Genomic DNA, 25831 nt, shown 5'->3' on the forward strand with positions numbered 1-25831 from the left:
CCACCCAACTCTCGCTGTTTCGACGACTGCGTAGACAGTGTCTACTCGTACTTTTCTACCGGACGGGCGTAGACACTGTCTACGAATGCTGGAGAATGTGACATATGACCGCCGCCGATTCCCCGCGCGAACGAGACGAGCCCCTGCGCGAACGACTCGTCACCGCCGGAGTCGCCATGCTCGAAGAAGTAGGCGCGGCCGAGCTCGGACTCCGGGCGATCGCCCGCGAGGCCGGGGTGTCGCACGGCGCGCCCCGGCGACACTTCCCCACCCACAACGCGCTGCTGGCGGCGGTCGCCGCTCGCGGCTATGCGGACCTGCGCACGGAAATCGACGCCGTGGGCGGGGATACGCCCGAGGAACGGGTGCGCCGGAACTGCCTGGCCTACATCCGCTTCGCCACCGCGCGGCCGGAGATGTTCACCCTGATGTTCCGCCACGATCTGCTCGAGGGCGCGGGCGGGAACCTGCGGGTCACCTGGTCACTGCCCCTGTTCGACCGCTGGCGGCAGCTGGTCGCCGACTGCGCGGGCCCCGGCGCGGACGAGCGGGCCGGCGAACAGGCCCTCGGCCTGTGGACCCAGCTGCACGGCATCGCGGTGGTGGTCGCCAACCGCAGTATCGAGGCGATCGCGCCGGGCATCGATATCGAGGCGCTGGTCGGACGGGCCGTGGCCCGGCATCTCGCCCCGGACCCGGACTGACCTCCGGTTCGAGGGCCACATCGGGCCGGACCGGCCGGTCGGGGCGGGGGGCCGGTCGCGTACCCTGGTTCGGTTGCCTCGTCCGCACATAAGGAGTCCCCCCGTGAGTTCCCCGACTGCCAGCGCGACCTCAGCTACCGCCGGTCGGCTGGCCGGTGAGGCGGCGCGGCGGCGCACCTTCGCGGTGATCTCCCACCCGGACGCGGGTAAGTCCACGCTGACCGAGGCGCTGGCCCTGCACGCCAAGGTGATCTCCGAGGCGGGCGCCATCCACGGCAAGGCGGGCCGCAAGTCCACCGTCTCCGACTGGATGGAGATGGAGAAGGCGCGCGGTATCTCCGTCAGCTCCACGGCGCTGCAGTTCGAGTACGGCGAGTGCGTCATCAACCTGGTGGACACCCCCGGCCACTCCGACTTCTCGGAGGACACCTACCGCGTGCTCACCGCGGTCGACGCCGCGGTCATGCTCATCGACGCCGCCAAGGGCCTGGAACCGCAGACGCTCAAGCTCTTCCAGGTGGCGCGTGACCGCGGCATCCCGGTCATCACCGTCATCAACAAGTGGGACCGCCCGGGCCAGGCGCCGCTGGAGCTGCTCGACGAGATCGTCGACCGCATCGGCCTGACCCCCACCCCGCTGTTCCTCCCGGTCGGCATCGCCGGCGACTTCCGCGGCTTGCTGCGCCGCGGCGAGGAGGGCGCGGCCACCGAGTACATCCATTTCACCCGCACCGCCGGTGGCGCGACCATCGCCCCGGAGGAGAGCTACACCCCCGATCAGGCCGCCGAGCGCGAGGGCGACGCCTGGACCACCGCCGCCGAGGAGAGCGAGCTGCTCTCCGCCGCCGGGCAGGACCACGATCAGGAACTGTTCCTGGCCGGGCACACCTCGCCGGTCATCTACGCCTCCGCCATGCTGAATTTCGGTGTGCGCCAAATCCTCGAGACCCTCGTCGAGCTCGCGCCGCCGCCGCGCGGGCGCACCGACATCAAGGGCGAGCCGCGCGACACCACCGCGCCGTTCAGCGCCGTCATCTTCAAGGTGCAGGCGGGCATGGACACCGCGCACCGCGACCGGCTGGCGTTCATGCGCATCGTCTCCGGTGAATTCGAGCGCGGCATGGTGGTGACCCACGCCCAGACTGGGCGGCCCTTCGCCACCAAGTACGCGCTGACCGTCTTCGGCCGCGAGCGCACCACCGTCGACACCGCCTACCCGGGCGACGTGGTCGGCCTGGTCAACGCGACCGCACTGGCCCCGGGGCACACGCTCTTCGTGGACAAGAAGGTCGAGTTCCCGCCGATCCCGTCCTTCGCGCCCGAGCATTTCGCCTCGCTGCGCGCCAAGACCGCGGACAAGTACAAGCAGTTCCGCAAGGCCATGGATCAGCTCGACTCCGAGGGCGTGGTGCAGGTGCTGCGCAACGACGCCCGCGGTGAGCAGTCGCCGGTGCTGGCCGCGGTCGGTCCCATGCAGTTCGAAGTCGTCACGGCGCGAATGCAATCCGAGTTCAATGTCGACACCCAGCTCGACCATCTGCCGTTCCAGCTGGCCCGGCGCACCGACGCCGAATCGGCCGCGGAGCTCAGCCGGCAGCGCGGCGTCGAGGTCTTCACCCGGACCGACGGCGCGATCCTGGCCCTCTTCAGCGACAAGTGGCGGTTGCAGTACATCGCCAAGGAGATGCCGACGCTGACCCTCGAACTGCTGGTCGCCGGAACGGAATAGGACTCCGTCGGCTTCGGGCGGAAGCGGGCGGTCAGCCCAGCGTGCCGGAGCCGTCCGAGCTGGGCTCGACGCGGGGCGTGTCGGCGGGATCGCGGGCGATCAGGCCCCAGCGGCTGGAGGTCAGGCGCAGGCTCGGCAGGTCCGAGAGCGAGAGCACGACCTCGTAGGTGCGTTCGTAGCCGGTGTGCGCGATGCGCCACTGCCCGTCCTCGCAGCGCACGTATTTGTCGGTGTAGAACGCCGCGCCGCGGAGGAGCATGTTGTGGCCGGGGATGAGCACGGTGTCGGCCAGGTACCAGGTTCCGGTCGCCTCGTCGCCGTCGACATCGATTTCCGGGTGGTCGCAGCGGTGTTCGGTGATGACGTGCGGGCCCAGCGTATTGCGCATGAAGGCGAGGAAGGCGTCGCGCGATTCGAACTGGAGGTACTCGCTGTAGGTGGCGGTGGCCTCCGGAATCATGGTGTCGGCGAACTCCTCCCACGCCTTCGTGTCGAGCGCGCGCAGGTAACGGAACTTCAGCCGGCTGATCGCCGCGACGGCATCGGAATCCATACCTTCCACAATCCCATCAGGAGCGGGAAACCTGAGGAAATCGGCACGGATTTGTACCGGATCGCTATCAGCCGGATACCGAGTCAGTTGTTGATGGTGAAGCAGGTGCTGCAGAAGTCCTCGCCGAATTCGGTCAGGCGCAGGCTCTTTCGAACGATCTTGGGGACTCGACCGGCCTTTTTCAGCGCCTGCTCGACGACGGGCTGCACTTCCAGCACCATGTATCGCGACAAAACGACCGGATCATCCGAGGTCATAGTGAGACCGAGGCGGTTCAGATTGATCAGGTAGTGCCGCGCGCGGTCCGGGTAGCGGACGCCGGACTGCTCCGGAACCGAGGTCAGATCCCCCACGACCAGCTCCGACCCGATGCCCAGCGGCCGGTTGGTGCGCACGTCCACCGACGGCTGCGGGCCCTGCAACGCCATGAAGCGCAGGATCCGGGCCTCGTCGGGGGCGAGCTGATCGAGGATGCGGTCATAGGCCGGGTGCACGTCCTCGGTGAAGTAGACGTCGGCCGAGCGGGCCAGCAGCGCGTCGCCGCGGCGGCGCAGATCCTCGGTGGTGCCCGAACGGACCAGACCGCCGCCGTTGGTGATGGCCTGCTGCGGCGCGCCCATGGGAGTCGGTACGTAGCTGACGATCTCGCGGACCGAACCCTCGGTGACACCGAGCGCGCTGCGCGCGATCGACCGCAGCGCCGCCCCCGTGCGCTCGGCGATGTCGGCCGAGGACTCGCCGTCCAGCGCGGCCTGGGTCAACTGCTTGGTGATCTCGAAGCTGGTGCCGACCGCCCACTCGGTCCCCCGCACCGCGGTGCCGGCGGCCAGCCCGGCGGCCCGGAAGACCCCGCGGATCAGGCGGGCCTCATTGCTGATCTGCCGCTGCTCCACATCGGAACTGCGTTCCACGGCACGAGGTCCCGGACGGGTCACGTCCTGCCCCGGGATCCTGTCTTCCGCCACGTCCATCTCCGAATACGCCAGGTGAACCGAATCGTCCACAGATTATTGCCCCCGACGGACCTGCGGGCACGTCGAACCCGCGAGCCTGACGAGGTTACCCCAGTCCATGTCCGCCCAGTAACGACGCACATGACCCCCAACACGAACGATCTGAGAACGATATGGATGTGGTCTCCGCCATTCTCGTGGTCCCATCAAGAGAGAGGAACATCGAGCCCGCGCAGTGTGACCGAGATCTCCGACCCAGACACTCTGCGGCTGGACTCACTTCCTGAATAGCCAGTAAGGTCCGAACCGCCGATGGGGTAGTCAACGCCGACGGCGGTGCGTTGCGGGTCGGCAGGAGGGTGTCGCGTGCTAGAGAGTGTCTTCGGGGTGCGTCCGACCCTCCTATTGGAATTGATCACGATTCCGCTGTTCACGGGCGTGATCGGCTATATCACCAACTGGACCGGCGTGCTCATGCTGTTCAAGCCGATCCGGTTCCACGGATTCCGGCTGCCCGGTTTGGCCGCGGTGTTTCCTTTGCTGCCCAAGCGGATTCAGGTGCTGCCGCTGCTGCAGTACGACGGGCGGATCGGCTGGCAGGGGATCGTGCCGTCGCGCGCCGACAAGATGGCCAGCATCGCCGTCGACAAAGGCTTGGCGAAACTCGGGAGTGTCGCGGATTTCTATCGCGAACTGGAACCGGACAAGCTCGCTGAACATTTTGTTGAAATTGCCGATCTTCAGATCCGCAGCATTGTCGAGGACATCCTCAAACGCGAACATCCACAGCTCTGGTACAACCTGCCGACAGGTGTGCGGGAGATGGTCCACAACCGCGTGCGGGAACAGTTGCCGGATATTCTCCGGGAACTCACCGATGAACTCGGCAAGAACATCGATCAGCTGCTGGACGTCAAGTCCATGACCATCCGCTACTTCCAGGCGCGGCCGCAGATGCTGAATTCCGTGTTCCAGGTGCTCGGCGCCAAGGAACTGCGATTCATGCAGAACTTCGGCTTCTACTTCGGCGCGCCCATGGGTCTGGTGCTGGTCGGCGTCCTGCACTGGACGCACTGGTCGTCGCTGGTCGTGCTGCCGGTCGGCGGGGTGATCATCGGCTGGGTGGTCAACTGGATCGGCATCAACCTGATCTTCGAACCCGCCTATCCCAAGTGGTGGTGCCCGTGGCGGCAGGGCCTGCTGATCAAGCGGCAGGACGAGATCACCGAGGGCTACGCGGCTCTGGTGGCCAGCGAGATCATGACCGTCGCCAATATCGGCGACGAGCTGCTCAACGGCCCGCGCGCCGACCGCACCATGCAGATGCTCACCGACACCCTGCGCCCGGCCGCCGACCGCGCGCTCGGCCCGGCCCGCACGGTGGTCAAGTTCGCCCTGGGCAGCCGGGAGTACGACACCCTGCAGGACACCCTCACCAACGAGGCGATGACCATCGCGCCCATCGCCTTCGCCGACCCCGCGTTCAACGCGCAGCAGGGCGTGCAGGTGCAGGAGTACATCGCCAAACAAATGTCGGCGCTGCCCCCGCCGGAGTTCGTGGACATGCTGCGTTCGGCCATCAAACAGGACGAATGGCTTTTGTTCGTCCATGGCGGCGCGCTGGGGCTCTTCGCCGGTTACGCTCACCTCCTGATCTTCGGAACAGGAGTCGCCACCACATGGATATGACCGAATCCCCCTCTGGTGAGGACGATCCCGCCGATCCCTCCACCGTCATCGCTGTTCGCGAGCCCGCGCCGCTGCCGGTGCCGGTGGATTCGAGTGAGCGGCGGGGTTCGGCCGGACCGGTGCGCGCCGCCACGGGAGTGGTTCGGGTGGCCGTGTCGGCGGCGGTCGAGGCCAGTTTCTGGAGTCTGCACACCGCGCTCGGCGTGACCTCGGTGGTGCTGCGCGGCAGCATGGCCGGGCAGCCGCCGCGCGAGATCCTTTCCGACGCCGGCGCGCAGGTGCGGCAATCGGTCCGGCAGGCGCTCGGCGTGCCCGTGCCCGAGGACCTCGACGCCGCAACCGATTCCGGGCACACCGCGCTGCTGCGCGCCCGCGGCGCGGAACTGCTGCGCCGCTCCGCGGACTTCCACGCCGAGGACGACACCCACCACCACACCGCCTACTCGCGGATCCTGGGCGAACTCGCGCCCGACGAGGCGCGCATCGTGCGGCACCTGTACCTGGACGGGCCGCAGCCCGCGGTCGAGGTGAAGACCGGACGCAGCTCCTACCGCGGCGTGTTCAACCTGCTGGGCGAGGACGCGGCCCTGCGCTACCCCAACCGGATCGACGAGTACCTGGCCAATCTGGATCGGCTCGGACTGCTCGACGTGACCCGCGAAGCGCTGGGCAACCCCAACCGGTACCAGCTTCTCGAGGCCATGCCGGAGGTGCGGCGGCTGCTCAAGCGGGCGAGCTTCGGCACCAAGGTGCTCTACCGCACCGTCGAATTGACCTCGTTCGGTGCGGGTTTCGTCCGCACCTGCCTGCCCGTTCCGTCACTGGACCCGCAGGTGCTCGAGCAGCACGGGTAGACCTCGACAGCGTTCGCAAACAATCAATCGCCGTCCACCACCAGGGTGAACGGCGATTGTCGTTGAAGCTCAGGCGTTGTCGCCGGAGCTCACGCGTCTTCGGCCAGTTCCAGCCAGCGCTCTTCGGTGGTTTCCTTCTCGGCCTGCACCTGCTTCAGTTCGGCGCCCAGCTTGACCAGCTTGTCGGGCTCGGTGGCCGCTTCGGCGAGCGCCGCGTGCAGCTTCTCCTCGCGGTCGGTGAGCTTCTCCAGCGCGCGTTCCAGCTTGGCGAGTTCCTTGCGGGCGGCGCGGTAGGCGGCCGAATCCGTGGCCGGGGCAGCGGAATTCGCGGCGGCGGCCGGGGCGGCGGAGCGGGCCTGGGTGGCCGGGCCGCCGGTCAGCGCGGCGCGTTTACGCAGGTACTCCTCGATGCCGCCGGGCAGGTTGGTGAGTTTGCCGTCGCCGAACAGCGCCCAGGTGGTGTCACAGATGCGCTCGATCAGGTAGCGGTCATGGGAGATGACCACCATGGTTCCGGCCCAGCCGTCGAGCATGTCCTCGAGCTGCTGCAGGGTGTCGATGTCGAGGTCGTTGGTGGGCTCGTCGAGCAGCAGCACGTTCGGCTCGGCCATCAGGATGCGCGTGAGCTGCAGGCGGCGGCGCTCGCCACCGGACAGGTCGCGGACCGGGGTGCGCTGCTTGGCCGGGGTGAAGCCGAGCCGTTCGGCCAGCTGACCGGCGCTGATCTCCTTGTCGCCCAGCATCATTCGCTGCGCCACGTCCTGCACGGCCTCCAGGACGCGCATGTCCAGCGGCAGGTCGTCGAGTTCCTGGCGCAGCCAGCCGATCTTGACGGTCTGACCCTGGATCCGCTTGCCGGACTGCAGGTCCCGCTCCCCCGCGAGCGCGCGCAGCAGGCTGGTCTTGCCGGAGCCGTTCACGCCGACCAGGCCGACGCGTTCGCCGGGCGCGAGCCGCCAGGTCAGGTCCTTCACCAGTTCCCGGCCGTCCGGGAGGGCGAGGGTGGCGTCCTCGAGCTCGATCACCACGCGGCCCAGGCGCTTTCGCGCGAAGGAGGCCAGTTCCACGGTGTCGCGCGGGGCGGGGACGTTGGCGATCAGGGCCTCGGCGGCCTCGATCCGGTAGCGCGGCTTGGAGGTGCGGGCGGGCGCGCCGCGGCGCAGCCAGGCGAGTTCCTTGCGGGCCAGGTTCTGGCGGCGGGCCTCGCTGGCGTCGGCCTGGCGGACGCGTTCGGCGCGGGCGAAGATCCAGTCGTTGTAGCCGCCGTCGTAGGTCTCCACCTTGCCGCCCTGCACCTCCCAGGTGCGGGTGGCGACGGTGTCGAGGAACCAGCGGTCGTGGGTGACGACCACCAGCGCGCTGCGGCGTTCGATCAGGTGCTCGGCCAGCCACTGCACGCCCTCGACGTCGAGGTGGTTGGTGGGCTCGTCGAGGACCAGCAGGTCGAGGTCGCGGACCAGGGCGGCGGCCAGCGCGGTACGGCGGCGCTCGCCACCGGAGAGATTGGCGACCGGGGTGTCCAGACCGAGGTCGGCGATGCCGATGCCCTCGACCACGGAACGGATGCGGGGGTTGGCCGCCCATTCGTGCTCTGCGACACCGTCGGTGCGCTGATCCTCGGCCAGACCCGCGAGGACCACGTCACCGACAGTCGCGTCCTCGGGCAGGACTCCGCGCTGGGTGACGACCGCCATCCGCAGGTAACCGACCTGGCTCACCCGTCCGGAGTCGGGCTTCTCGAGACCTGTCAGCACTTCCAGCAGCGTCGTCTTGCCGCCGCCGTTCATGCCGACGACACCGATCCGCTCCCCCTCCTGAACCCCGAGGGACACCTTGTCGAGCAGCGGCTTGACGCCGAAGCTCTTGGAGACGGTTTCCAGGTTGATCAGGTTGGCCACGGGATCCTCTACGACGGTCGATTGCTTGCCCCGAGCAAGCCTACCGAGCAGCCGTGACCGTCCTTCGGTCAGCGCTTGGCGGCATCCAGCGGATCGGTGATGCGGCGCGCGCCCGGGACCGGGCCGTGGGCGGTGCGGACGCTGCGGGCGACGCCGGCGCCCGCGAGCTCGGCGGCGACGGCGACCGCGGCCTCCTCGCTCTCGCACAGGAAGGCGCAGGTCGGGCCGGAACCCGAGACGATGCCCGCCAGGGCTCCCGAGGTGACGCCGGCCCGCAGGGTGCGGCGCAGGTCGGGCTTGAGCGAGAGCGCGGCGGCCTGGAGGTCGTTGCCTAGTAGCGGGGCGAGCTGGGTCGCGTCGCCGGAGGCCAGGGCCTGGAGCAGGTCCTCGGGGCTGCCGAGGCGCGGCGGGTCGCCGGCCTCGCGCAGGCGGTCGAGTTCCTTGAAGACGGCCGGGGTGGACAGGCCGTCCTTGGCCAGGGCCAGCACCCAGTGAAAGGTGTTGCGGGACAGCACCGGGAGCAGCTTCTCGCCGCGGCCCCGCCCGAGCGCGGTGCCGCCGTGCAGGGAGAACGGAACGTCGCTGCCGAGTTCGGCTGCGATATCGGACAATTCGGCCCGGCTGAGGCCGAGCTCCCACAGGTCGTTCAACCCGACCAGGGCAGCGGCGCAGTCCGCGCTGCCGCCCGCCATCCCGCCGGCCACCGGAATCCCCTTGGTGATCCCGATTTCCACCAGCGGGGCCCGGCCCGCCTGATCGGCGAGCCGGACCGCCGCCTGCCAGACCAGGTTGGTGCGGTCGGTGGGCACCTCGTCGGCGCCCTCGCCGGTCACCTTGACCCGCATGGCGGCGGCCGGGGCGATCTCCAGATCGTCACTGAGCGAAAGGGCTTGGAAGACGGTGGTGAGGTCGTGGTACCCGTCTTCGCGCAGGTCACCCACCCCGAGGTGCAGATTCACCTTCGACGGGGCACGCACGATCACCGGGCTCGGCACAACTGACAGCACGCGCCAAGCCTAATGGTGCTCAGAGCAGCGCACCGCCCGTGGCGTCGATCCACTGGCCGGTGACCCAGCGGCTGTCGTCCGAGGCCAGGAACGCGACGATATCCGCGATCTCGGCGGGCTCGGCCACGCGATTCAGTGGCGACTTCGCCGAGACCGCCGCCATGGTCGCGTCGTTGCGCAGCCAGTCGGCGTTCATGTCGGTGTCCACCACGCCCGGCGCCACCGCGTTGACGGTGATGCCGCGCGCGCCGACCTCCTTGGCCAGCACCGAGGTGAAGGCGTCGATCGCGCCCTTGGTCATGGTGTAGGCGAGCAGTTCCGGCATGCCCGCGCCGTGGGTGAGCCCGGTGGAGACGTTGACGATGCGCCCGCCGTCGCGCAGCCGGTCCAGGCCCAGCTTGGTGACGAAGAACGGGGATTTCGTATTGACGGCGAAGACCCGGTCGAAGGCCTCCTCCGAGGTACCCCCGATGGGTTCCCGGACGCCGTCGATGCCCGCGTTGTTGACCAGGATGTCCAGGCCGTCGGCGTGGGCGTCGAAGGCGGTCCACAGCGCGTCGGCGTCGCCGGGCACGCCGAGGGTGGCGGCGAACGCGAAGGCCTGGCCGCCCGCGGCCTCGATGCTCGCGACGGTCTCCTTGGCGGCGGCCGCGTTGCCGTTGAAGTGGACGCCGACCCGCGCGCCGTCGCGGCCGAGGCGCTGCGCGATGGCGCGCCCGATTCCGCGTCCGCTGCCGGTGACCAGTGCCGTCTTACCGGAAAGTGCGCCCATGACCTCGTCCTTCGTTCGTCGGCCACATTCTCTAGTGACCGTTACAGAAAGGGACGATAACACATGTGTAGCGGTCGTTATAAAATCGCTGACATGGCCACAACCACCCGGGGTCGCCCCCGCTCGTTCGACCGCGACGCCGCCCTCGACCAGGCGCTGCGGCTGTTCTGGGAACGCGGCTACGAGGCCACCTCGGTCAGCGACCTGACCAAGGCGCTCGGCATCGGAGCTCCCAGCCTGTACGCGGCGTTCGGCGACAAGCGGAAACTGTTCGACGAGGTCCTCGCCGCCTACGGCATGAGCTACGGCGGCTTCGCGGCACGCGCGTTCGCGGACGAACCGACCGCCCGCACCGCCGCGGAGCGCACCCTGCGGGAGGCCGCGGTCGAATACGCCCGACCCGGCCAGCCCCCCGGCTGCCTGGTCATCCACGCGGGCATCAACACCACCAATCATGAAGTGCTGCAACTACTTCAGAAGCTGCGCAACGACAATATCGACGCCTTCGAGCGGCGGATCCGCGAGGACGTGGCGGCCGGACGCCTGCCCGCCGACACCGACGCCCGAGCCCTGGCCCGCTACACCGGGGCCGTCATGCAGGGCATGTCGCAGGCCGCGCGGGACGGCGCGGACGAGGACGAGCTGCGGCGAGTGGCCGCGCTGGCCATGCTGGCCTGGCCCGAGTGAATTTCTCGGACCAACCGCTTGCGTCAGGTACCCATGGGGGGTATGTTTCTCGGTGTCGGGGATACCCCCTCACCGTATGAGAAGCGAGCGAAGGAGACCACCATGGCCACCAGCACCTACACCGTCACCGGAATGACCTGCGGCCACTGCGTCGGTTCGGTGCAGAAGGAGATCGGCAAGATCGACGGTGTCACCAGCGTGGATGTGGATCTCGCCAGCGGCCTGGTCAAGATCGAGTCGGCCGCCGAGCTCGCCGACGCCGATGTGATCGACGCCGTCGACGAAGCGGGTTACGAGGTGGCCAGGTGAACGATCGACTGAAGTTCGCCGCCTTCGGTGGCGGACTGGTCGTCTTGTTCGGAGCCGCGCTCGGCATCGGCGCCCTGGTGGGCGACCGGTCCGGCGCGGCCCCGGCCGAGGCCGCCGACCACTCCCAGCACGAGACCGCCGCGCCGACCGGCCTGCAGGACAGCCTCTCCGGCTACACCCTCGGTGAGATCAGCGCCCCGGCCACCCCCGATCAGCAAGGCGCACTGCGCTTCCGGATCACCGGACCGCAGGGCACCGTCACGCGATACGACAATCTCCACGACAAGGACCTGCACCTGATCGTGGTCCGCTCGGACGCGAGCCAGTTCCGGCACGTGCATCCCACCCGGGCCGCCGACGGCACCTGGTCGCTGGACTGGAAGTGGGCCGCGCCCGGCAGCTACCGGGTGTTCGCCGACTTCTCCCCCGCCGGCGGGCCCGGCGAACTGGTCCTGAGCCGCACCGTCGCGGTGGCGGGCAATGTGACCGACAAGCCGCTGCCGCCGGTCTCCAGGACCGCCGACGTGGACGGGTACCGGGTCACCCTCACCGGTGATCTGACCACCGCGGGCAGCGAACTGACCTTCGGCGTCACCCGGGACGGCAAGCCGGTGACCGACCTGCAGCCCTACCTCGGCGCCTACGCGCACCTGGTAGCCCTGCGGGCCACGGACCTGGCCTACCTGCACGTCCACCCCGAGGGCGAGGTCGGCAAGACCGCCCCCGGCCCCGACGTCGCCTTCCACGCGGAAGCCCCCAGCGACGGAAAGTACCGCCTGTACCTGGACTTCCAGCACGGCGGCACGGTTCACACCGCGGAATTCACCGGCGAAGCATCCACCGCCGCACCCGCTTCGGGTGCGCCCGCATCACACGGAGGAGGTCACTCATGAGCGCCCCGGCTCCCGAGCGTTCGATCGAACTCGATATCGGTGGAATGACCTGCGCCTCCTGCGCTTCCCGGATCGAGAAGAAGCTCAACCGGATGGACGGCGTCACGGCGTCGGTCAACTACGCGACCGAGAAGGCGAAGGTCAGCTTCCCCGACTCGGTGACCGCCGATGACTTGATCGCCAAGGTCGTCGACACCGGCTACACCGCGGCCGTGCACCACACCGAACCGGTGAAAACCGAGGCGGCCGAGACCGATTCGAGCCCGACGGCGGCGGATCTGTTGCGGCACAAGCTGCTGGTGACGCTCGCGCTCGCGGTGCCCGTGGTCGCCATGGGCATGTTTCCGGTCTTCCAGTTCACCAACTGGCAGTGGCTCTCGCTCACCCTGACCGCGCCCATCGTGGTGTGGAGCGCGTCCCAGTTCCACCGGGCCGCGTGGGTGAACGCCAAGCACGGCGCGGCCACCATGGACACGCTGATCTCGCTGGGCACGCTGGCGGCGTTCAGCTGGTCGGTGTACGCCCTGTTCTGGGGCAATGCCGGAATGCCCGGCATGAAGCACCCGTTCAGTTTCGCCATCGAGCGCGGTGATTCGTCCTCGGCGCTGTACTTCGAGGTGGCGGCCACCCTGGTCACGGCCATTCTCGCGGGCCGCTATTTCGAGGTGCGGTCCAAGGAGAAGGCCGGGTCCGCGCTGCGGGCGCTGCTGGAGCTGGGCGCGAAGGACGTGTCGGTGCTGCGCGGCGGCGTCGAGACCCGGATTCCCATCGGCGATCTGCGGGTCGGCGAGGAGTTCCTGGTCCGTCCCGGTGAGAAGGTCGCTACCGACGGTGTTGTGGTGAGCGGCAGTTCGGCGCTCGACATGAGCATGCTGACCGGTGAATCGGTGCCGGTCGAGGCGGGTCCCGGCGATCAGGTGGTGGGCGCGACCGTGAACGCGGGCGGTCTGCTGACCGTACGCGCCACCCGGGTCGGCGCGGATACCCAACTGGCGCAGATGGCTTCGCTGGTCGAGGACGCGCAGAACGGCAAGGCGCCGGTGCAGCGGCTGGCCGATCGGGTGGCCGGTGTGTTCGTGCCGATCGTCATCGCGATCGCGGTGGCGGCGCTGGGCTTCTGGCTCGGCACCGGTGCGGCGGTGGCGACCGCGTTCGGCGCGGCCGTGGCGGTGCTGATCATCGCCTGCCCGTGCGCCCTCGGCCTGGCCACGCCCACCGCGCTGCTGGTGGGCACCGGGCGCGGCGCGCAGCTGGGCATCCTGATCAAGGGCCCGCAGGTGCTGGAGTCGACCCGGCGGATCGACACCGTGGTGCTGGACAAGACCGGCACCGTCACCACCGGCAAGATGACGCTGGCGGAAGCGATTCCGGCGTCCGGCGTCGATGCCGACGAGCTGCTGTCGGTGGCCGCGGCCGTCGAGCACGGCTCCGAGCACCCGGTCGCCAAGGCCGTGGTCGCCGGCGCGGCCGAGCGCGGACTCGACACCGAGAAGGTGGAGCAGTTCGTCAGCCACGGCGGCAAGGGCGTGCAGGGTCTGGTCGGCGAGCGGGCCGTGGTCATCGGGCGCACCGAGCTGATGGCGGACTGGTCGATCACGGTGCCGGAAGTCCTGGCGGACGCCAAGACTCGCGCCGAGCAGGCCGGGCAGACCGCCATCGTGGTGGCCTGGGACGGGCAGGCGCGCGGCGTGCTGGTCATCGCCGACGCCGTGAAACCGACCAGTGCGCAGGCGATCTCGGAGATGAAGGCGCTCGGCCTCACCCCCGTGCTGCTGACCGGCGACAATGCCGCCACCGCCCGCACCGTGGCGGATCAGGTCGGCATCGCGGAGGTCATCGCCGAGGTGCTGCCCAGCGACAAGCTGGACGTGGTGAAGAAGCTGCAGGACGAGGGCAAGGTGGTCGCCATGGTCGGCGACGGCGTCAATGACGCGGCCGCCCTGGCCCAGGCCGATCTGGGTCTGGCCATGGGCACCGGCACCGATGTCGCCATCCAGGCCGCCGACCTCACCCTGGTCCGCGACGACCTGCGGGCGGTGCCGACCTCGATCAAGTTGTCCCGCGCCACCTTGCGCACCATCAAGGGCAACCTGTTCTGGGCGTTCGGCTACAACGTGGCGGCCATCCCGCTGGCCGCCGCCGGCCTGCTGAACCCGATGCTCGCGGGCGCCGCCATGGCGTTGTCCAGCGTGTTCGTGGTCAGCAACAGCCTGCGGCTGCGCCGCTTCCGCGGGTGAGACGGCACCGCTCCGGCGGGTGAGTCACGGCGACGGGCCGCTCGGATCGCACGATCCGGGCGGCCCGTCGCGGTCGTCGCCCAACGCTTCGCTGTCATCGTGTTGAATGTCGGGTGTCCACCGCCGCCCCCTCTCGAGGAGCTTCGTTGACCACCATCGCCGAATACCTGGCCTCCGCCCAGATCCAGGCCGCCCCGGTCGACCCCGCGGCCCCCGGCGCGCCGAAGGTCACCGTCGGCGTTCCCGAAGGCTGGCAGCAGGTCCCGCCGCAGATGTTCCCCGGCTCCTTCGGCGTCTGGACCCAGCCGCCGGTCGACGGCTGGGCCGACAACGCGGTTCTCCTGGTGGCGACCTTCACCCCCGCCGTCGACGCCGCCGAACTCCTCAGCCACGCCTTCGCCGATGCCCGCCAGCTCCCCGCCTGGAAGGACATCGACACCGACACCGCGGACTACGACGGCCTCCCCTCCGCCGCCATCACCGGCACCTACGAGGTCCAGAACCTCACCCTGTGGGCCTACAACCGCTACATCATCGCCGACTCCGACAAGGGCCAGTACCTGGTCCAGCTCACCATCACCACCCGCAACGACAGCGACGGCAGCGCCCCCACCGCCATCCTCCAGGGCCTGTCCATCTCGGCGTAACTACCGCTCCCACACCCCACCGGCGAGAAAGCGATCCCACTGCTCGCCGGTGAACACCAACGCGGGCCCACCGGGGTCCTTGGAATCACGGACCCCGACCCCACCCCGGCGCAGGAATGCGACCTCGACGCATTCCTGACCGCCGCCGGATCGACTGGACTTGAACCATTCCGCCTGGGACAGTTCATCGTTCACTTTCGAATCTCCTCGCCATTTCCCGCAGCAGCGACCGGCTGATATCCGCCTCGAGCGCGGCATCCGTCAACGTCCGGTGTGCCGCACGGTACCTGTCGACGTCGCCCCGCTCTTCGAAATACATTCCGCCGGTTTAATTCTCGGCGAAGACAACGGTAGGTTCCACGCCGCCACGCGAATCCACCGCGAAATCGAGGATCACGAACGGAGCCATCCCGACTCCGAGAGGAAGGCCGGTGCGGAACGGCAGCACCCGGATCGAGATGTTCTCGGCCGTCCCCAGATCGGCGAGGTGCCGCAGTTGGGCGGTCATGATCTGCGGGGAACCCACCACGGTGCGGAGCACGGCTTCGTGAACCAAGACATCGGCTTTGGCGGGGTTGCGTTTCCGCTGGAGAATGGCCTGCCGGCGGGTACGGAGTTCGATCCGGCGGTCGATTTCCGCGGGACTCTCCTGTGGAAAATAGGCACGGTCCATCGCGCGGGCGTACTCGGCCGTCTGAAGTAGCCCGGGCACCACCAGTGGCTGGTAGAAGGACAGTCCGGCCGCCCCGGCTTCCAACCCGAGATAGACATTGAACCCGGCCGCGATCAGATCGGTGAACGGGTACCACCACGATCGTGTACTGGCCTGGGCCGCAAGGTTCTTCATGACTTCGGTGCGCTCGTCGGACAGACCGTAGAGCTGGCACAGATCAGCGACCTCGCGGGTACGAACCCGTTCGGCCTGTCCCTTCTCGACCCGCCCGAGCGTGGACTTGCCCCACTCCATGTGTTTCGCGGCCTGCTCGAGGGTGAGGCCCAATCCCTCCCGGGCCTCGCGAAGCGCGCGGCCTAGTTGGCGGCGCGGCAATGTCGAACCGGCGCTGTGATCTTCGGACAACGGCTACCCCCTTGGTCCGCTACGGCCCTGAGGTCTTCCCATTCCGGGAACCAGCGTACGACCCTCCCGGGCTGGGAACTGCGGGTTCGCAGAATTTCCACGGGTTCCCCCGGGGTGTGCGGCGCGACCCGCCGTGCCCGGTGACGCTCACCGCATCACCGATGACAAGGAGGGACCGTAATGCCCTGGGACGCATGGGCCCTGATGACCATCGCCGCCCTGTGCGGCGGCGTGATCGTGTGGTCGTGGTGGGGTTTCCACCTCGAGAACCGCAGCGCGACCGCCGACCACCTCCGGATCTCGACCACCACCGGCGGATTCCTCGAAGTCCCCAGCCGCCCCGGCCTACCAACCGGTCGCCACCGCCGGAACCGAAGCCGAACACGCTCGCGCTCAAACCATCCCCAGTCATCCACACAGGAGATTCACCCATGACCCCCGCCGAGGTGGCCGTTCTCATCGCACTCAGTCCCGACCGCACACTCTCCGCCGCCCAAGTTCAGGTCGCCGCGACGCTTACCACCTGGCGTGCACGCAACGCCTTGGCGCACCTGGAATCCCGTGGCCTGATAGTTCCCAGTCACCCGCGCGGGCGCTGGCGGATCACCCCGCGCGGTCGCGCGGCTCTCACCTCGAAAGCGAGCCGGTTCGGTTGATCAGGTAGGGCTCGGCGGCGGGTGGTGAGGACTCGGCGGGCGTGTCCGGTTCCGCGGAACAATCGCGGGATGGATTTCGAGGATGTGGGCGGGTCTGCCACGCGGTTGATGAAGGAGCTGGTCGATCGGCGCGGGGAGAAGGCGGGCGCGTCAGCGGTTTCCGGGGATCCGCCCGTCTCCTCGCAGCGTCCTATTACGCGCCGGGCTGCGTCTCTACCGGTCGCGGCGCGGCTGAAACGGCCACCTCCCCCGCGATGAGCGCGCGGTGGCGCTGCTGCTCGAGTTCGATGAATCCGTCGATCAGGGTGTTGTAGACCCGCTCGACCAATGTCGGCTCGACGCCGTGGCGCACCGCCAGCTCACGCAGGCGGACCATCATCCGCACGCGGCGGTCAGGGGCGCGGACCTCGTGTTCGTTGCGTTTGAACGTGGCCGCGCGCATCACCAATTGTTGCCGGGCGCCGAGCAATTCGATGATCCGCGCGTCGATCGCGTCGATCTCGCCGCGCACTTCTTCCAGGGACATGAATCCGGACCTCTCATTTCGAGGCCACCGCTGCGTCAGCCGAGTGACGCGAGACGCGTCGACCACCGCACCGGCAGCCGACACACACGCAAGTCAGAGCCGCCGAAACCTCGGCTGCCACCACGACTGCGTCATCAACATCACTCGGCCATCAAACCACAGGTCCGCGGCGGCCGCCGATCAGCCGAGGTCGTCGAAGGTTTCGATGTCGGCGCGGAACGATCCCCCGTCGGCGGGTGCGATCAGGACCACGAAGTCGGGGAGGGCGGTGGGGGTGGCGTCGCCCTTGTCGTCCGTCGCGCCGGGTTCCGCTTCCCAGTCGAGGAGGTGGACGGTCACGGCGTACGAGCCTGCCGGAAGGTCGATCTCGGTCGGCTTCATGTCGGCCACCGTGGACTCTTCCTCATCGAACGAGCCGACCTCCTCGATGCCGCTGATATTGGCAACACCCGTGGACACGAACAGGTAAGGCTCGGAGGAGTTCTGCGCGTACTGCCGCTCGCGCTCGGTGAGCTCACCCGCCGCGCCCTGCCGCACCAGCACCCCGAATCGCCCGTCGGACAGGATGTTCAGCGGCACCAGCCGACCGGCGCGAATGTGCTCGACGACCGGTTCGTCATCCAGCAACTCCACTTCCCAGCTGTCGTAATCGACGACATGGGTGAACGCGGCCGGATCCCACAGCGCGAGCATCCCCGAACCGGTGACCGCGGTGAACACCCGCTCGCTCGACACATCGACCGACAATCTCGAACTCATGCCCGTCAGCATGTCAGAACCCACCGACACGACGCGATATCACTCACTACCGCAACGGAATTGGCCAAGAGACGACCTCCGCCGGCCGTCCCTCGGATCGCAACTTGTCGACCCGCTGTGGATGCCCCAGGACCGATTGCGGAGATCGTGTAGAGAACATCGCGTAGATTCCGACCATGCCTCTGGGACACCTCGGCGTCAATGTCACCGATCTCGTTGCGGCACGACAGTATTACGACCAGCTGATGCCGCTGGTCGGGTACGACAAGCTGCTGGCCGACGATACGCAGTTCGCGTATTGGCCCGCGGGCGGCAAGGTCGGCACCTATCTCTTCTTCTACCCGGCCCCGGAGCCGGGCTACTCCCCCGAGCGGGCGGGTCTGCAGCATCTCGCGTTCATGGTCCCCACCCGCGCCGATGTCGACCGGGTGCACGACTGGGCCTCGGGGCGCGGCGACGAGGTCATTCATACGCCACAGTCCTTCCCGCAGTATCCGCCGCCGTACTACGCCACGTTCTGGCGCGGGTACGACGGCGTCATGCTGGAAGCGGTGTGCCACAAGGACCGGTGAGCCGGGCTTTCACCTGGCGGTATCGGCTGCCGACTCGTAGTCGGGGAGCCGGTCGGTGGCCTTCGGGGACATGATGCGCTCCATGCCGGACATCGACTCCAGCAGCGGCAGGCGAGTGACGGTGTTGCGCACAGCCATCCCCAGCCGGGTCTTCGGCACCATCAGCCGGAGATTGGGTCCGACCTGTTGTTTGCGGGTGATCAGCGGGCGGTGCGACCGCTCGTACCGGTCGAAGGCGATCCGGTGGTCACCGCCGGCGGCCGCCAGCTCTCCGGCGAGCCGGTAGGCCCCGATCAGGGCGATCTCCGCGCCCGCCCCCGAGACCGGGGAGGCGCAGTAGGCCGCGTCGCCGACGAGGACGACCCGGCCGCTGGACCACGACTCCATACGGACCTGGCCGAGCGCGTCGATGTAGGCGTCGGGGTCGGCGAGGACGCCGGCGAGCAATCCCGGTACGTGCCAGTCGTTCTCGTCGCCGAACTCGGCGGACAGCAGGGCGCGGGCGGCCTGCTGATCGCGCAGGTCGATGTCGCGCCGGGGGCTGCGGAACATGAAGTAGGCCTTGGCCTGCGGATGGTTGCCCGATCGGTAGACGCCGGTCATGCGGCCGGGGGTGTTGAACATGGTGACCCACCGGTCGGGGCCCAGCTCCGCGTCGGCATTGCCGAAGGCGAAGTAGTGGTCCATGAAGCGCACGTGGTCCGATTCCGGCCCGAAGGCCAGTTTGCGGACCGTGGAGTGCAGGCCGTCGGCGCCGACCACCAGGTCGAAGCGGCGGGCGGGTCCGTTCGCGAAGGTGACGGTCACGCCGTCGTCGTCCTGATCCAGCGCGGTGATGGCGTCGTCGAAGCGGTATTCGACTGCGCCGGCGGTGATGTCGTGCAGAATCCGCACCAGATCGCCGCGCATGATCTCCACCTCGGCGCTGCCGTTCTCGTTCTTGATGCCCTCGATGTCGACGCGGGAGATCTCGCGGCCGTCGGCGCGGACGAACCGCATGCCGACCACGTCGGCCGCCGCCGCGCGCACCCGCGGCAGGATGCCCATCTTCTCGACGACCTCGATCGCCTGGTCTCGAATGTCCACGCCCTGGCCACCGGTCCGCAGCCGCGGCGCCCGCTCGACCACGGTCGGCCGGAACCCGTGGCGGGCGAGCCAATACACCAGGGCCTGACCCGCGATCCCGGCGCCGGAAATCAGAATTCGCTCGTTCGACATGATGACCATCCCTATCTCAAAAATACTGACCAACGGTCAGTGTCGACTGTAAGCCACTGACCGTTGGTCAGTCAACGGGTAGGGTGCTGGGACATGACCGACGACTCACGGGCCCGAATCCTGCGCACCGCGCTCGCGCTGTTCGTCGAACGCGGGTACCACGCGGTATCGGTGCGGGAGATCGCCGAGCAGGTCGGCCTCACGAAAACCGCCGTGCTCTACCACTTCCCCAGCAAGAGCGACATCGTCGCCGCCCTGGTCGAGCCCCTCCTGGCCGAGACCGAAGCCCTGCTCGAATCGGTCCAGAGCCTCCCGGACTCGGCCGAGCGGCAGTGGGCCGTGGTGGAAGGACTCATCGACACCTGGCTGCGGCACGCGCGGGTGCTGCGGATGCAGCTGCACGACGAGGCGCTGTCCGCCGACAACGCGACCTACGCGCGGCTGCGTGACATCGCGCTGGCCGCCCAGGAGGTGATCGCCGGACCGGATGCCGACTTCGCCGAGCGGGTGCGGGCCACGCAGGTGTACGCCGCGCTCAGCGACCCGGTGGTCATCTTCGCCGACCATCCCGAGCCGGAGCTGCGCGCGGCGATTCTCGCGGGCGCGCAACAACTCCTGAACACGCCGCCACCCCGGCGGACCGCCACCCCCGCCCGAGCGCCCGAGACGGCCCGCCGCCGTCCGGCCCGGGGCCGTCCCGGCGCGATGACCTCGGCGATGGTGGCCGCCGCCCAGCGCATGCGGGATTCGGGCGACCACACCGTCGACGAGATCGCCGCCGAGCTGGGCGTATCCCGCGCGACCGTCTACCGGTATCTCGCCATACCCACCGGCGACGGCTCCGAGACAGCATCGTGAGACATTTTTGAGACACACTCGCGGTTCCGTGCGACGAGATCGCGATGGCCGCAGGCACACCCGAATGGCACATGTGTGACTTGTCGCATTTGAGACAAATCCACACAGGATGAGCGCGGTCACTTTCGCCCGATCGGCAGGCACGCACCGGTGGCGGGAATCCGCGAGAGCGCTCGTTCGGCACCGGCGTTTACGGTGTTCAGCGGCCGTTCACAGGGGTAGCTGGAGGGGTGCTGAAGACCGTCCGACAGGGCGGGCCGAGACTCCGTGAGGAGGGGGCGAACCCGGGCGCCGGGAGGCGGATTGCTGCGGAGGGGGCGGCAAGCCCCTGAAAGTTCGGGGCGACTGCACGGGGGGTTTGCGGATATTCTGCTGCGTGATCGACGCCCGGCCTTGCCGACTTTCGGTTTCGCCGGGCGTTTTTGTGTTCCCTGGGAGGGCATAGTGTCAACCACCGATGTGGCGCCGGAGCTGGTCGCCGTCGAACCGGTCGCCGATCGGCGGGTGCATCCGTTCGCGTGGAAGGGCGTCCTGGCGGTCTCGCTGGGGTTCGCCGCCGTGCTCGGCCTCCCCGCGGCTCGGATCAACTACTTCGGCGATGAGCTGTACTTCTTGGCGGCCGGGCGACGGCTCGCCTGGGCCTACCCGGATCAGGGTCCGCTGGCGCCGTTCGTGGCGCATGTGATGGATCTGATCGCCCCGGGTTCGGTGCTGGCACTGCGCATTCCGGCGCTGCTGCTGATGGCCGCCGCGGCGGTCGTCGCGGCCGCCACCGCCCGGGAGCTGGGTGCGAGCGCGCGGTATCAGGTGCTGGCCGCGACGGCGTACGCGGTATCACCGCTGGCCTTCAACCAGATGCAGCTGATCACGCTGACCTTCGACATTCCCTTGCAGGCGGCCATCATCTGGCTGCTCATCCGCTGGGTGCGCACGCGGCAGGACTACCTGCTGATCGTCGCTGGCGTGGCGGCGGCGCTGGCGTTCCAGGCGAAGTGGATGATGCCCGGCGTGTGGGCGCTGCTCGGCCTGGGCGTGCTGATCGCGGGCCCGCGCGAACTGCTGCGCCGCCCGGCGCTGTACGTCGGCACCGCGATCCTGACGCTGTCGATGGTTCCCGGCATCGTGTGGCAGGTGCAGCACGGCTGGGTGGAATCGCAGATGACCGAGATCATCGCCCAGGAGCAGTACGCCGCCAATACCGGTCCGCTGATCTGCGCGATCGAGATCGCCGTCCAGTGCGGTCTGCTCGGCGGCCTGCTGAGCATCTTCGGCCTGTGGGGCCTCACCCGGCTGGAGGCGTTGCGGCCCTACCGTTTCGCGCTGATCGCGGGCCTGGGCCTGCTGATCATCGTCCTGGTCGAGAACGGTCGCTCCTACTACGTGGCGGGCTTCTGGCCCGCCTTGGTCGGCGCGGGCGCGTTCGCGTTGAGCACGGTCGAGGCGCGCAAGCAGATCGGCAAGTGGGTCAATGCCGTGGCGGTGCTGTCGGCGGTCATGTTCACGGCGTGGATGGCCTCGATCCCGGTCCCCTACAGCTGGGAGTGGGCGCGCGACTTCACCGGCATCGACAAGCCGATCACCGACCAGGCCCAGTACTGGCAGCGTGAATCGCTCACCGGCCCGGCCGGATACGAGACCTTCACCAAGGCGGTCGCCGACGCGGTGGCCGGACTGCCGGAAGCCGAGCGCGGCAACACCGCCGTGGTCGCCGCTGCTTACGTGCAGGCCAGCGCGCTGGAGGAGTTCGGCCGCGACTACAACATGCCGCCGGTGTTCAGCCCGAACCGCGGCTTCGGCTACTTCGGCCCGCCGTCGGACTCCTACCGCACCATCGTCTACCTGTCGGTGGACGGCGTGGGCGACAAGGACTTCCTGGCCCAGTTCAACTCCACCACCGAGGTCACCAAGATCAACGACCCGAACGGCCTGCCCGGCCTGGAGCGCCTGATGACCGTCTACGTGTGCCGCGAACCCAAGCACCCGTGGGCCGACGTGTGGCCGGGCCTGCAGACCCTCACCTTCCCCAGCGGAATCTGAGAGTCCCCGGACTCGGCCGGCTGCGGGGAGTCAGCCTTGTTGAGCCAGACGAACGAAAGCGGCGGTATCGAGCGTCTCACCGCGCGCGGTGGGCGCGATACCGGCCGCGGTGAGACGGTTCTCGGCCTCCGCGGCCGAGCCCGCCCAGCCCGCGAGGGCCGCGCGCAGGGTCTTGCGGCGCTGCGCGAACGCCGCGTCGACCACGGCGAACACCCGCTGCCGGAAGGCGTCGTCCTGCGGCCAGGGCGCGTCGTCGAACCGGTCGATGCGGACCAGCCCGGATTCCACCTGCGGCACCGGCCAGAAGATCTGGCGGCCAACGGTTCCGGCGCGCCGCACGGTGCCGTAGAAGCCCGCCTTCACGCTGGGCACGCCGTAGATGCGCCCGCCCGGCGTGGCCGCCAGCCGATCCGCGACCTCGAGCTGCACCATGACCAGCGTGGTCCGGATGCTCGGGAATTCGGCCAGCAGGTGCAGCAGCACCGGCACCGCGACGTTGTAGGGCAGGTTGGCGACCAGCGCGGTCGGCTCGGCGGGCAGGTCGGCGTGTGTGACCTTCATGGCGTCCATGGGCACGACGGTGAGCCGGTCCGCGAGTTCGGGAGCGCGCGCCCCGACGGTCTGCGGCAGATGCGTGGCCAGGGTCGGATCGATCTCGACGGCGATGACGCGATCCACCACGTCGAGCAGGGCGAGGGTCAGCGATCCGAGACCGGGCCCGACTTCGAGCACGGTGTCCCCGCGTGTCACTCCCGCGGTGGCGACGATGCGGCGCATCGTATTGGCATCGTGGACGAAATTCTGCCCCAACTGCTTGGTCGGGCGGACCCCGAATCGCTCGGCGAGCTCACGCACTTCGGCGGGGCCCAGCAGGGCGGCTTTTCCACGACCGGCGACTTCGGGTTCGGACATTCTGGAAAACCTATCAAGCTGGGCGGATCACTCGCGCCGACACCCCGGTCAGGACACGGTCGGGGCGGCGAAGACGCGGTCGGTGAAGGCGTCCATGGCCGCCCACATCTGCGGATTCAGCTCGGTGTGGCCGCCGGTCCCGACCACCGTCGAGAAGTCGACCCCATTGGCGGCGAACTGGGCCGCCAGCGCGGCGTGCAGCGGCGAGGGCACGGTGATCGGCAGCGCCTTCTCCACATCGGAGGCCGGGCCCATGCCGGTGGTGCCGTGATCCCAGGCCATGATCGGCCAGCCGCCCGCGGGCGGTGTTCCGGCGGGCACGAACAGCGCGCCGCTGGCCCGCACGGGTTCGCCGTTCGATCGGGTGGTCCAGTATTCGAGCGAGGAACCGCCCCACAGCTGATGCCAGCCGTCGGGGTGGGCGGTCGCGGCGATGAGAGTCCCTGCGGCCGTGCCGCTTTCGGCGAGAGCCGGACTCCCGGGCAGAATCGGGGCGCTCAGCAGCCCGCCGAGGGTCAGGGTCGCGACGGCCAGGGTTCGAACGAGCGCACGCATGATTCCTCCGGCGAGGGGACGGCGAGCTGGATCGGAGCGGTCTCGAGCGGGATCGGCGCAGTCTATCGATCGGGTTCGCCGGAAATTCGCCGCAGCGTCCGCACGGCGTGGCGGACACGCGCGTCGGGCCAAAAACCCCACGTCTCAGGCTTTTTCGCCACACTGCCGGGTAGCGTCGCCACCCGGCAACCACGACCTTGGAGGAGAGTGCATGCCCGCTCGGCGGATTCGACGGTTCGTTCTGGGCGCGACGCTGGTGACGGCGGCCGCCACCCTGCCCGCGGGCCCGGTGCACGCGGAAGCGCCCGTCGCGCCGGATCGCTTCACGCATCAGACGGTGAACTGGCAGGCCTGCAATGACAAGATCCTGGACAAGGCGGGCGCGCAGTGCGCGGGCGTCGTCGTTCCGCTCGACTACGCCGATCCCGGCGGCCGCACCCTGACCCTGGGCATCTCCCGGGTCCAGGCCACCGATCCGGAGCGCCGCCGCGGCATCCTGCTGACCAACCCGGGTGGTCCGGGCGGCCAGGGCCTGCGCATGCCCGCGAACTATCTGACGAACCTGTCCGACGACGTGCGCGCGCAGTACGACATCATCGGCATGGACCCGCGCGGCATCGGCCGTTCCGACAAGGTCAACTGCACGATTCCGATTCCCACCATTCTGTTCTCGGCGGGCTTCGACGTCCTCGGCTTCGCCCGCGACGCCACGGTGGCCGCGGGCATGGCGAGCGCCTGCGTGGCCACCGACCCGGGCAAGATCCGCCACATCACCACCCGCAACACCGCCCGCGACATGGATGTCATCCGGAGTGTGCTGGGCGAGCAGAAGATCAACTTCTTCGGCGCCTCCTACGGCACCTACCTGGGCGCGGTGTACACCCAGCTGTTCGGCGACCGCGTCGACCGCATGGTCCTCGACTCCCCGATCGACCCGGACCGCTACTACATCGGCCTCTATCAGGACATGGGCGCGATCAACGAGTGGGCGCTCGACGACTGGGCCACCTGGGCCGCCCGCCACGACGACCTCTACCACTTCGGCACTACCCCCGAGGCGGTGCGCGGCTGGGTCGAGGACCTGATCCGCCGGTCCGCGGGTCACGAGATCTACGGCAGCGGCTTCCTCGTCGACGAGCACACCATCCCGATGATTCTGGTTGCGCTGCTGCCCAATCCGCAGTTCAACCCGAACCTCGCCGAGATCCTCACCATGGTGGCCAGCGGCGTCGCGGGCGGCCCGATCGACATGGACGCCCTGCAGGCCAAGATCTTCTCGGTGGTGCCGCTGGACGCCGCCGCCATGGCCGCCATCATGTGCGGCGACAAGGCCGCGCCCCGCGATCCCGCCTGGTACTACAACAATGTCGAGGCCGCCCGGGCGTCGCAGCCGGTGTTCGGCGCGTTCGCCAACAACATCACCGCGTGCGCCTTCTGGCCGGACCCGGTGGAGCAGCCCACCGAGATCGGCAACGACACCCCGGTGCTGATGCTGGCCAATGTCCACGACACCCGCACCGCGTACGCCGAGGGCCTCGCGCTGCACGCGAAGCTCCCGAAGTCACGGCTGATCACCTTGGCGGACACCAGAATTCACGCGTCGTTCCGCGACGGTCTGAGCCCGTGCGTGAACGACGCCGTGAACACCTACCTGGCCACCGGCGTCCGCCCGGACGCCGACATCACCTGCGCGCCCGACTACAACTGGTTCCCGAAGTAGCCGGTCCG

General features: G+C 68.9%; 24 protein-coding genes and 1 pseudogene. 13 read left to right on the top strand and 12 right to left on the bottom strand.

From position 1 onward, the window contains the following. Nucleotides 1-104: 104 nt before the first annotated feature. Together ACQP06_RS31055 and ACQP06_RS31060 are read left to right on the top strand one after the other, a co-directional pair. Nucleotides 105-704 carry a TetR/AcrR family transcriptional regulator gene (locus ACQP06_RS31055; RefSeq protein WP_433668355.1) on the top strand — a complete coding sequence of 200 codons (600 nt, stop codon included), beginning with the start codon at nt 105-107 and terminating at the stop codon, nt 702-704. A 103-nt stretch (nt 705-807) separates the two neighbouring features. Next, a complete protein-coding gene (locus tag ACQP06_RS31060) occupies nt 808-2433 on the top strand; it encodes a peptide chain release factor 3 (RefSeq protein ID WP_433668356.1) in 1626 nt (541 codons plus the stop codon). 31 nt (nt 2434-2464) lie between these two features. Here ACQP06_RS31060 and ACQP06_RS31065 read toward each other — a convergent pair whose 3' ends face one another. Further along, nucleotides 2465-2986 carry a nuclear transport factor 2 family protein gene (locus ACQP06_RS31065; protein WP_357280429.1) on the bottom strand — a complete coding sequence of 174 codons (522 nt, stop codon included), beginning with the start codon at nt 2984-2986 and terminating at the stop codon, nt 2465-2467. A gap of 83 nt (nt 2987-3069) precedes the next feature. Then, a complete protein-coding gene (locus tag ACQP06_RS31070; RefSeq protein ID WP_433673484.1) occupies nt 3070-3957 on the bottom strand; it encodes an Abi-alpha family protein in 888 nt (295 codons plus the stop codon). Nucleotides 3958-4305: 348 nt separating this feature from the next. On the opposite strand from ACQP06_RS31070, the gene ACQP06_RS31075 reads away from it, so the two are divergent. Together ACQP06_RS31075 and ACQP06_RS31080 are read left to right on the top strand one after the other, a co-directional pair. Then, nucleotides 4306-5628, top strand: coding sequence for a hypothetical protein (locus ACQP06_RS31075; RefSeq protein ID WP_433668358.1), 1323 nt, complete (start codon nt 4306-4308; stop codon nt 5626-5628). Then, entirely contained in the window at nt 5619-6482 is an 864-nt protein-coding gene (locus ACQP06_RS31080) for an Abi-alpha family protein (protein WP_433668359.1), read from the top strand. Before ACQP06_RS31075 ends, ACQP06_RS31080 begins: the two co-directional genes overlap by 10 nt. 89 nt (nt 6483-6571) lie before the next feature. Here the strand turns inward: ACQP06_RS31080 and ACQP06_RS31085 are convergent, their stop codons facing one another. The 3 genes from ACQP06_RS31085 to ACQP06_RS31095 form a co-directional block, all read right to left on the bottom strand. Further along, nucleotides 6572-8380 carry an ABC-F family ATP-binding cassette domain-containing protein gene (locus ACQP06_RS31085; RefSeq protein ID WP_433668361.1) on the bottom strand — a complete coding sequence of 603 codons (1809 nt, stop codon included), beginning with the start codon at nt 8378-8380 and terminating at the stop codon, nt 6572-6574. A 68-nt stretch (nt 8381-8448) separates the two neighbouring features. Further along, nucleotides 8449-9387 carry a 4-(cytidine 5'-diphospho)-2-C-methyl-D-erythritol kinase gene (locus ACQP06_RS31090; protein ID WP_357092055.1) on the bottom strand — a complete coding sequence of 313 codons (939 nt, stop codon included), beginning with the start codon at nt 9385-9387 and terminating at the stop codon, nt 8449-8451. A gap of 19 nt (nt 9388-9406) precedes the next feature. After that, nucleotides 9407-10159 (bottom strand): SDR family oxidoreductase, encoded by a 753-nt coding sequence (locus ACQP06_RS31095; RefSeq protein WP_433668363.1) that lies wholly within the window; start codon nt 10157-10159, stop codon nt 9407-9409. 93 nt (nt 10160-10252) lie between these two features. Here ACQP06_RS31095 and ACQP06_RS31100 point away from each other — a divergent pair, with 93 nt between their 5' ends. The 5 genes from ACQP06_RS31100 (at nt 10253) to ACQP06_RS31120 (ending at nt 14932) form a co-directional block, all read left to right on the top strand. Beyond that, nucleotides 10253-10846, top strand: a complete 594-nt coding sequence (locus ACQP06_RS31100) for a TetR/AcrR family transcriptional regulator (RefSeq protein ID WP_433668364.1) — start codon at nt 10253-10255, stop codon at nt 10844-10846. 102 nt (nt 10847-10948) lie between these two features. Continuing rightward, nucleotides 10949-11155 (top strand): heavy-metal-associated domain-containing protein, encoded by a 207-nt coding sequence (locus ACQP06_RS31105; protein ID WP_357092063.1) that lies wholly within the window; start codon nt 10949-10951, stop codon nt 11153-11155. Next, nucleotides 11152-12048, top strand: coding sequence for a hypothetical protein (locus tag ACQP06_RS31110; RefSeq protein ID WP_433668366.1), 897 nt, complete (start codon nt 11152-11154; stop codon nt 12046-12048). The genes ACQP06_RS31105 and ACQP06_RS31110 overlap by 4 nt, the downstream gene beginning before the upstream one ends. Beyond that, nucleotides 12045-14285 (top strand): heavy metal translocating P-type ATPase, encoded by a 2241-nt coding sequence (locus ACQP06_RS31115; RefSeq protein ID WP_433668368.1) that lies wholly within the window; start codon nt 12045-12047, stop codon nt 14283-14285. Before ACQP06_RS31110 ends, ACQP06_RS31115 begins: the two co-directional genes overlap by 4 nt. Nucleotides 14286-14431: 146 nt before the next feature. Continuing rightward, nucleotides 14432-14932: an LpqN/LpqT family lipoprotein gene (locus ACQP06_RS31120; RefSeq protein ID WP_433668369.1), complete on the top strand. Its 501-nt coding sequence runs from the start codon at nt 14432-14434 to the stop codon at nt 14930-14932. Here ACQP06_RS31120 and ACQP06_RS31125 read toward each other — a convergent pair whose 3' ends face one another. The 4 genes and pseudogenes from ACQP06_RS31125 to ACQP06_RS31140 all read right to left on the bottom strand — a co-directional run bounded on the left by ACQP06_RS31125 (nt 14933) and on the right by ACQP06_RS31140 (nt 17951). Further along, nucleotides 14933-15127, bottom strand: coding sequence for a DUF397 domain-containing protein (locus tag ACQP06_RS31125; RefSeq protein ID WP_433668371.1), 195 nt, complete (start codon nt 15125-15127; stop codon nt 14933-14935). Next, nucleotides 15117-16010 (bottom strand): annotated as a pseudogene (locus tag ACQP06_RS31130) (helix-turn-helix domain-containing protein). Before ACQP06_RS31130 ends, ACQP06_RS31125 begins: the two are co-directional and overlap by 11 nt. Before the next feature lie 849 nt (nt 16011-16859). After that, the gene (locus ACQP06_RS31135) at nt 16860-17192 is read right to left on the bottom strand and encodes a chorismate mutase (protein ID WP_433668372.1); all 333 of its coding nucleotides are present in this window, start codon (nt 17190-17192) and stop codon (nt 16860-16862) included. A gap of 180 nt (nt 17193-17372) precedes the next feature. After that, the gene (locus tag ACQP06_RS31140) at nt 17373-17951 is read right to left on the bottom strand and encodes a hypothetical protein (protein WP_433668374.1); all 579 of its coding nucleotides are present in this window, start codon (nt 17949-17951) and stop codon (nt 17373-17375) included. Between the two features lie 176 nt (nt 17952-18127). On the opposite strand from ACQP06_RS31140, the gene ACQP06_RS31145 reads away from it, so the two are divergent. Then, nucleotides 18128-18523, top strand: a complete 396-nt coding sequence (locus ACQP06_RS31145; protein WP_433668376.1) for a VOC family protein — start codon at nt 18128-18130, stop codon at nt 18521-18523. Nucleotides 18524-18532: 9 nt separating this feature from the next. Here ACQP06_RS31145 and ACQP06_RS31150 read toward each other — a convergent pair whose 3' ends face one another. Continuing rightward, complete coding sequence (locus ACQP06_RS31150; RefSeq protein WP_433668377.1) at nt 18533-19741, bottom strand: FAD-dependent monooxygenase; 1209 nt, start codon at nt 19739-19741, stop codon at nt 18533-18535. A gap of 93 nt (nt 19742-19834) precedes the next feature. On the opposite strand from ACQP06_RS31150, the gene ACQP06_RS31155 reads away from it, so the two are divergent. Beyond that, the gene (locus ACQP06_RS31155; RefSeq protein ID WP_433668379.1) at nt 19835-20599 is read left to right on the top strand and encodes a TetR family transcriptional regulator; all 765 of its coding nucleotides are present in this window, start codon (nt 19835-19837) and stop codon (nt 20597-20599) included. Between the two features lie 444 nt (nt 20600-21043). Then, nucleotides 21044-22636 carry an ArnT family glycosyltransferase gene (locus ACQP06_RS31160; protein WP_433668380.1) on the top strand — a complete coding sequence of 531 codons (1593 nt, stop codon included), beginning with the start codon at nt 21044-21046 and terminating at the stop codon, nt 22634-22636. 30 nt (nt 22637-22666) lie between these two features. On the opposite strand, the gene rsmA is transcribed toward ACQP06_RS31160, so the two are convergent. Together rsmA and ACQP06_RS31170 are read right to left on the bottom strand one after the other, a co-directional pair. Continuing rightward, nucleotides 22667-23548, bottom strand: a complete 882-nt coding sequence (gene rsmA, locus ACQP06_RS31165; RefSeq protein ID WP_433668382.1) for a 16S rRNA (adenine(1518)-N(6)/adenine(1519)-N(6))-dimethyltransferase RsmA — start codon at nt 23546-23548, stop codon at nt 22667-22669. Between the two features lie 48 nt (nt 23549-23596). After that, on the bottom strand, nt 23597-24103 hold the full coding sequence (locus tag ACQP06_RS31170) for a hypothetical protein (protein ID WP_433668384.1): 507 nt from the start codon (nt 24101-24103) through the stop codon (nt 23597-23599). A 211-nt stretch (nt 24104-24314) separates the two neighbouring features. On the opposite strand from ACQP06_RS31170, the gene ACQP06_RS31175 reads away from it, so the two are divergent. Next, nucleotides 24315-25823 carry an alpha/beta fold hydrolase gene (locus tag ACQP06_RS31175; protein ID WP_433668385.1) on the top strand — a complete coding sequence of 503 codons (1509 nt, stop codon included), beginning with the start codon at nt 24315-24317 and terminating at the stop codon, nt 25821-25823. Nucleotides 25824-25831: the final 8 nt, after the last annotated feature.

Origin of the sequence: Nocardia sp. CA-136227 (genome assembly GCF_050955695.1) — a bacterium.
Lineage (GTDB): Bacteria > Actinomycetota > Actinomycetes > Mycobacteriales > Mycobacteriaceae > Nocardia.

What these genes read in the sequence shown, in the direction of transcription:
- ACQP06_RS31055 (WP_433668355.1), top strand. Translation starts at nt 105, where the DNA reads ATGACCGCCGCCGATTCCCCGCGCGAACGAGACGAGCCCCTGCGCGAA.
- ACQP06_RS31065 (WP_357280429.1), bottom strand. Translation starts at nt 2,986, where the DNA reads ATGGATTCCGATGCCGTCGCGGCGATCAGCCGGCTGAAGTTCCGTTAC.
- ACQP06_RS31070 (WP_433673484.1), bottom strand. Translation starts at nt 3,957, where the DNA reads ATGGACGTGGCGGAAGACAGGATCCCGGGGCAGGACGTGACCCGTCCG.
- ACQP06_RS31080 (WP_433668359.1), top strand. Translation starts at nt 5,619, where the DNA reads ATGGATATGACCGAATCCCCCTCTGGTGAGGACGATCCCGCCGATCCC.
- ACQP06_RS31095 (WP_433668363.1), bottom strand. Translation starts at nt 10,159, where the DNA reads ATGGGCGCACTTTCCGGTAAGACGGCACTGGTCACCGGCAGCGGACGC.
- ACQP06_RS31100 (WP_433668364.1), top strand. Translation starts at nt 10,253, where the DNA reads ATGGCCACAACCACCCGGGGTCGCCCCCGCTCGTTCGACCGCGACGCC.
- ACQP06_RS31105 (WP_357092063.1), top strand. Translation starts at nt 10,949, where the DNA reads ATGGCCACCAGCACCTACACCGTCACCGGAATGACCTGCGGCCACTGC.
- ACQP06_RS31115 (WP_433668368.1), top strand. Translation starts at nt 12,045, where the DNA reads ATGAGCGCCCCGGCTCCCGAGCGTTCGATCGAACTCGATATCGGTGGA.
- ACQP06_RS31135 (WP_433668372.1), bottom strand. Translation starts at nt 17,192, where the DNA reads ATGTCCCTGGAAGAAGTGCGCGGCGAGATCGACGCGATCGACGCGCGG.
- ACQP06_RS31140 (WP_433668374.1), bottom strand. Translation starts at nt 17,951, where the DNA reads ATGAGTTCGAGATTGTCGGTCGATGTGTCGAGCGAGCGGGTGTTCACC.
- ACQP06_RS31145 (WP_433668376.1), top strand. Translation starts at nt 18,128, where the DNA reads ATGCCTCTGGGACACCTCGGCGTCAATGTCACCGATCTCGTTGCGGCA.
- ACQP06_RS31150 (WP_433668377.1), bottom strand. Translation starts at nt 19,741, where the DNA reads ATGTCGAACGAGCGAATTCTGATTTCCGGCGCCGGGATCGCGGGTCAG.
- ACQP06_RS31155 (WP_433668379.1), top strand. Translation starts at nt 19,835, where the DNA reads ATGACCGACGACTCACGGGCCCGAATCCTGCGCACCGCGCTCGCGCTG.
- rsmA (WP_433668382.1), bottom strand. Translation starts at nt 23,548, where the DNA reads ATGTCCGAACCCGAAGTCGCCGGTCGTGGAAAAGCCGCCCTGCTGGGC.
- ACQP06_RS31170 (WP_433668384.1), bottom strand. Translation starts at nt 24,103, where the DNA reads ATGCGTGCGCTCGTTCGAACCCTGGCCGTCGCGACCCTGACCCTCGGC.
- ACQP06_RS31175 (WP_433668385.1), top strand. Translation starts at nt 24,315, where the DNA reads ATGCCCGCTCGGCGGATTCGACGGTTCGTTCTGGGCGCGACGCTGGTG.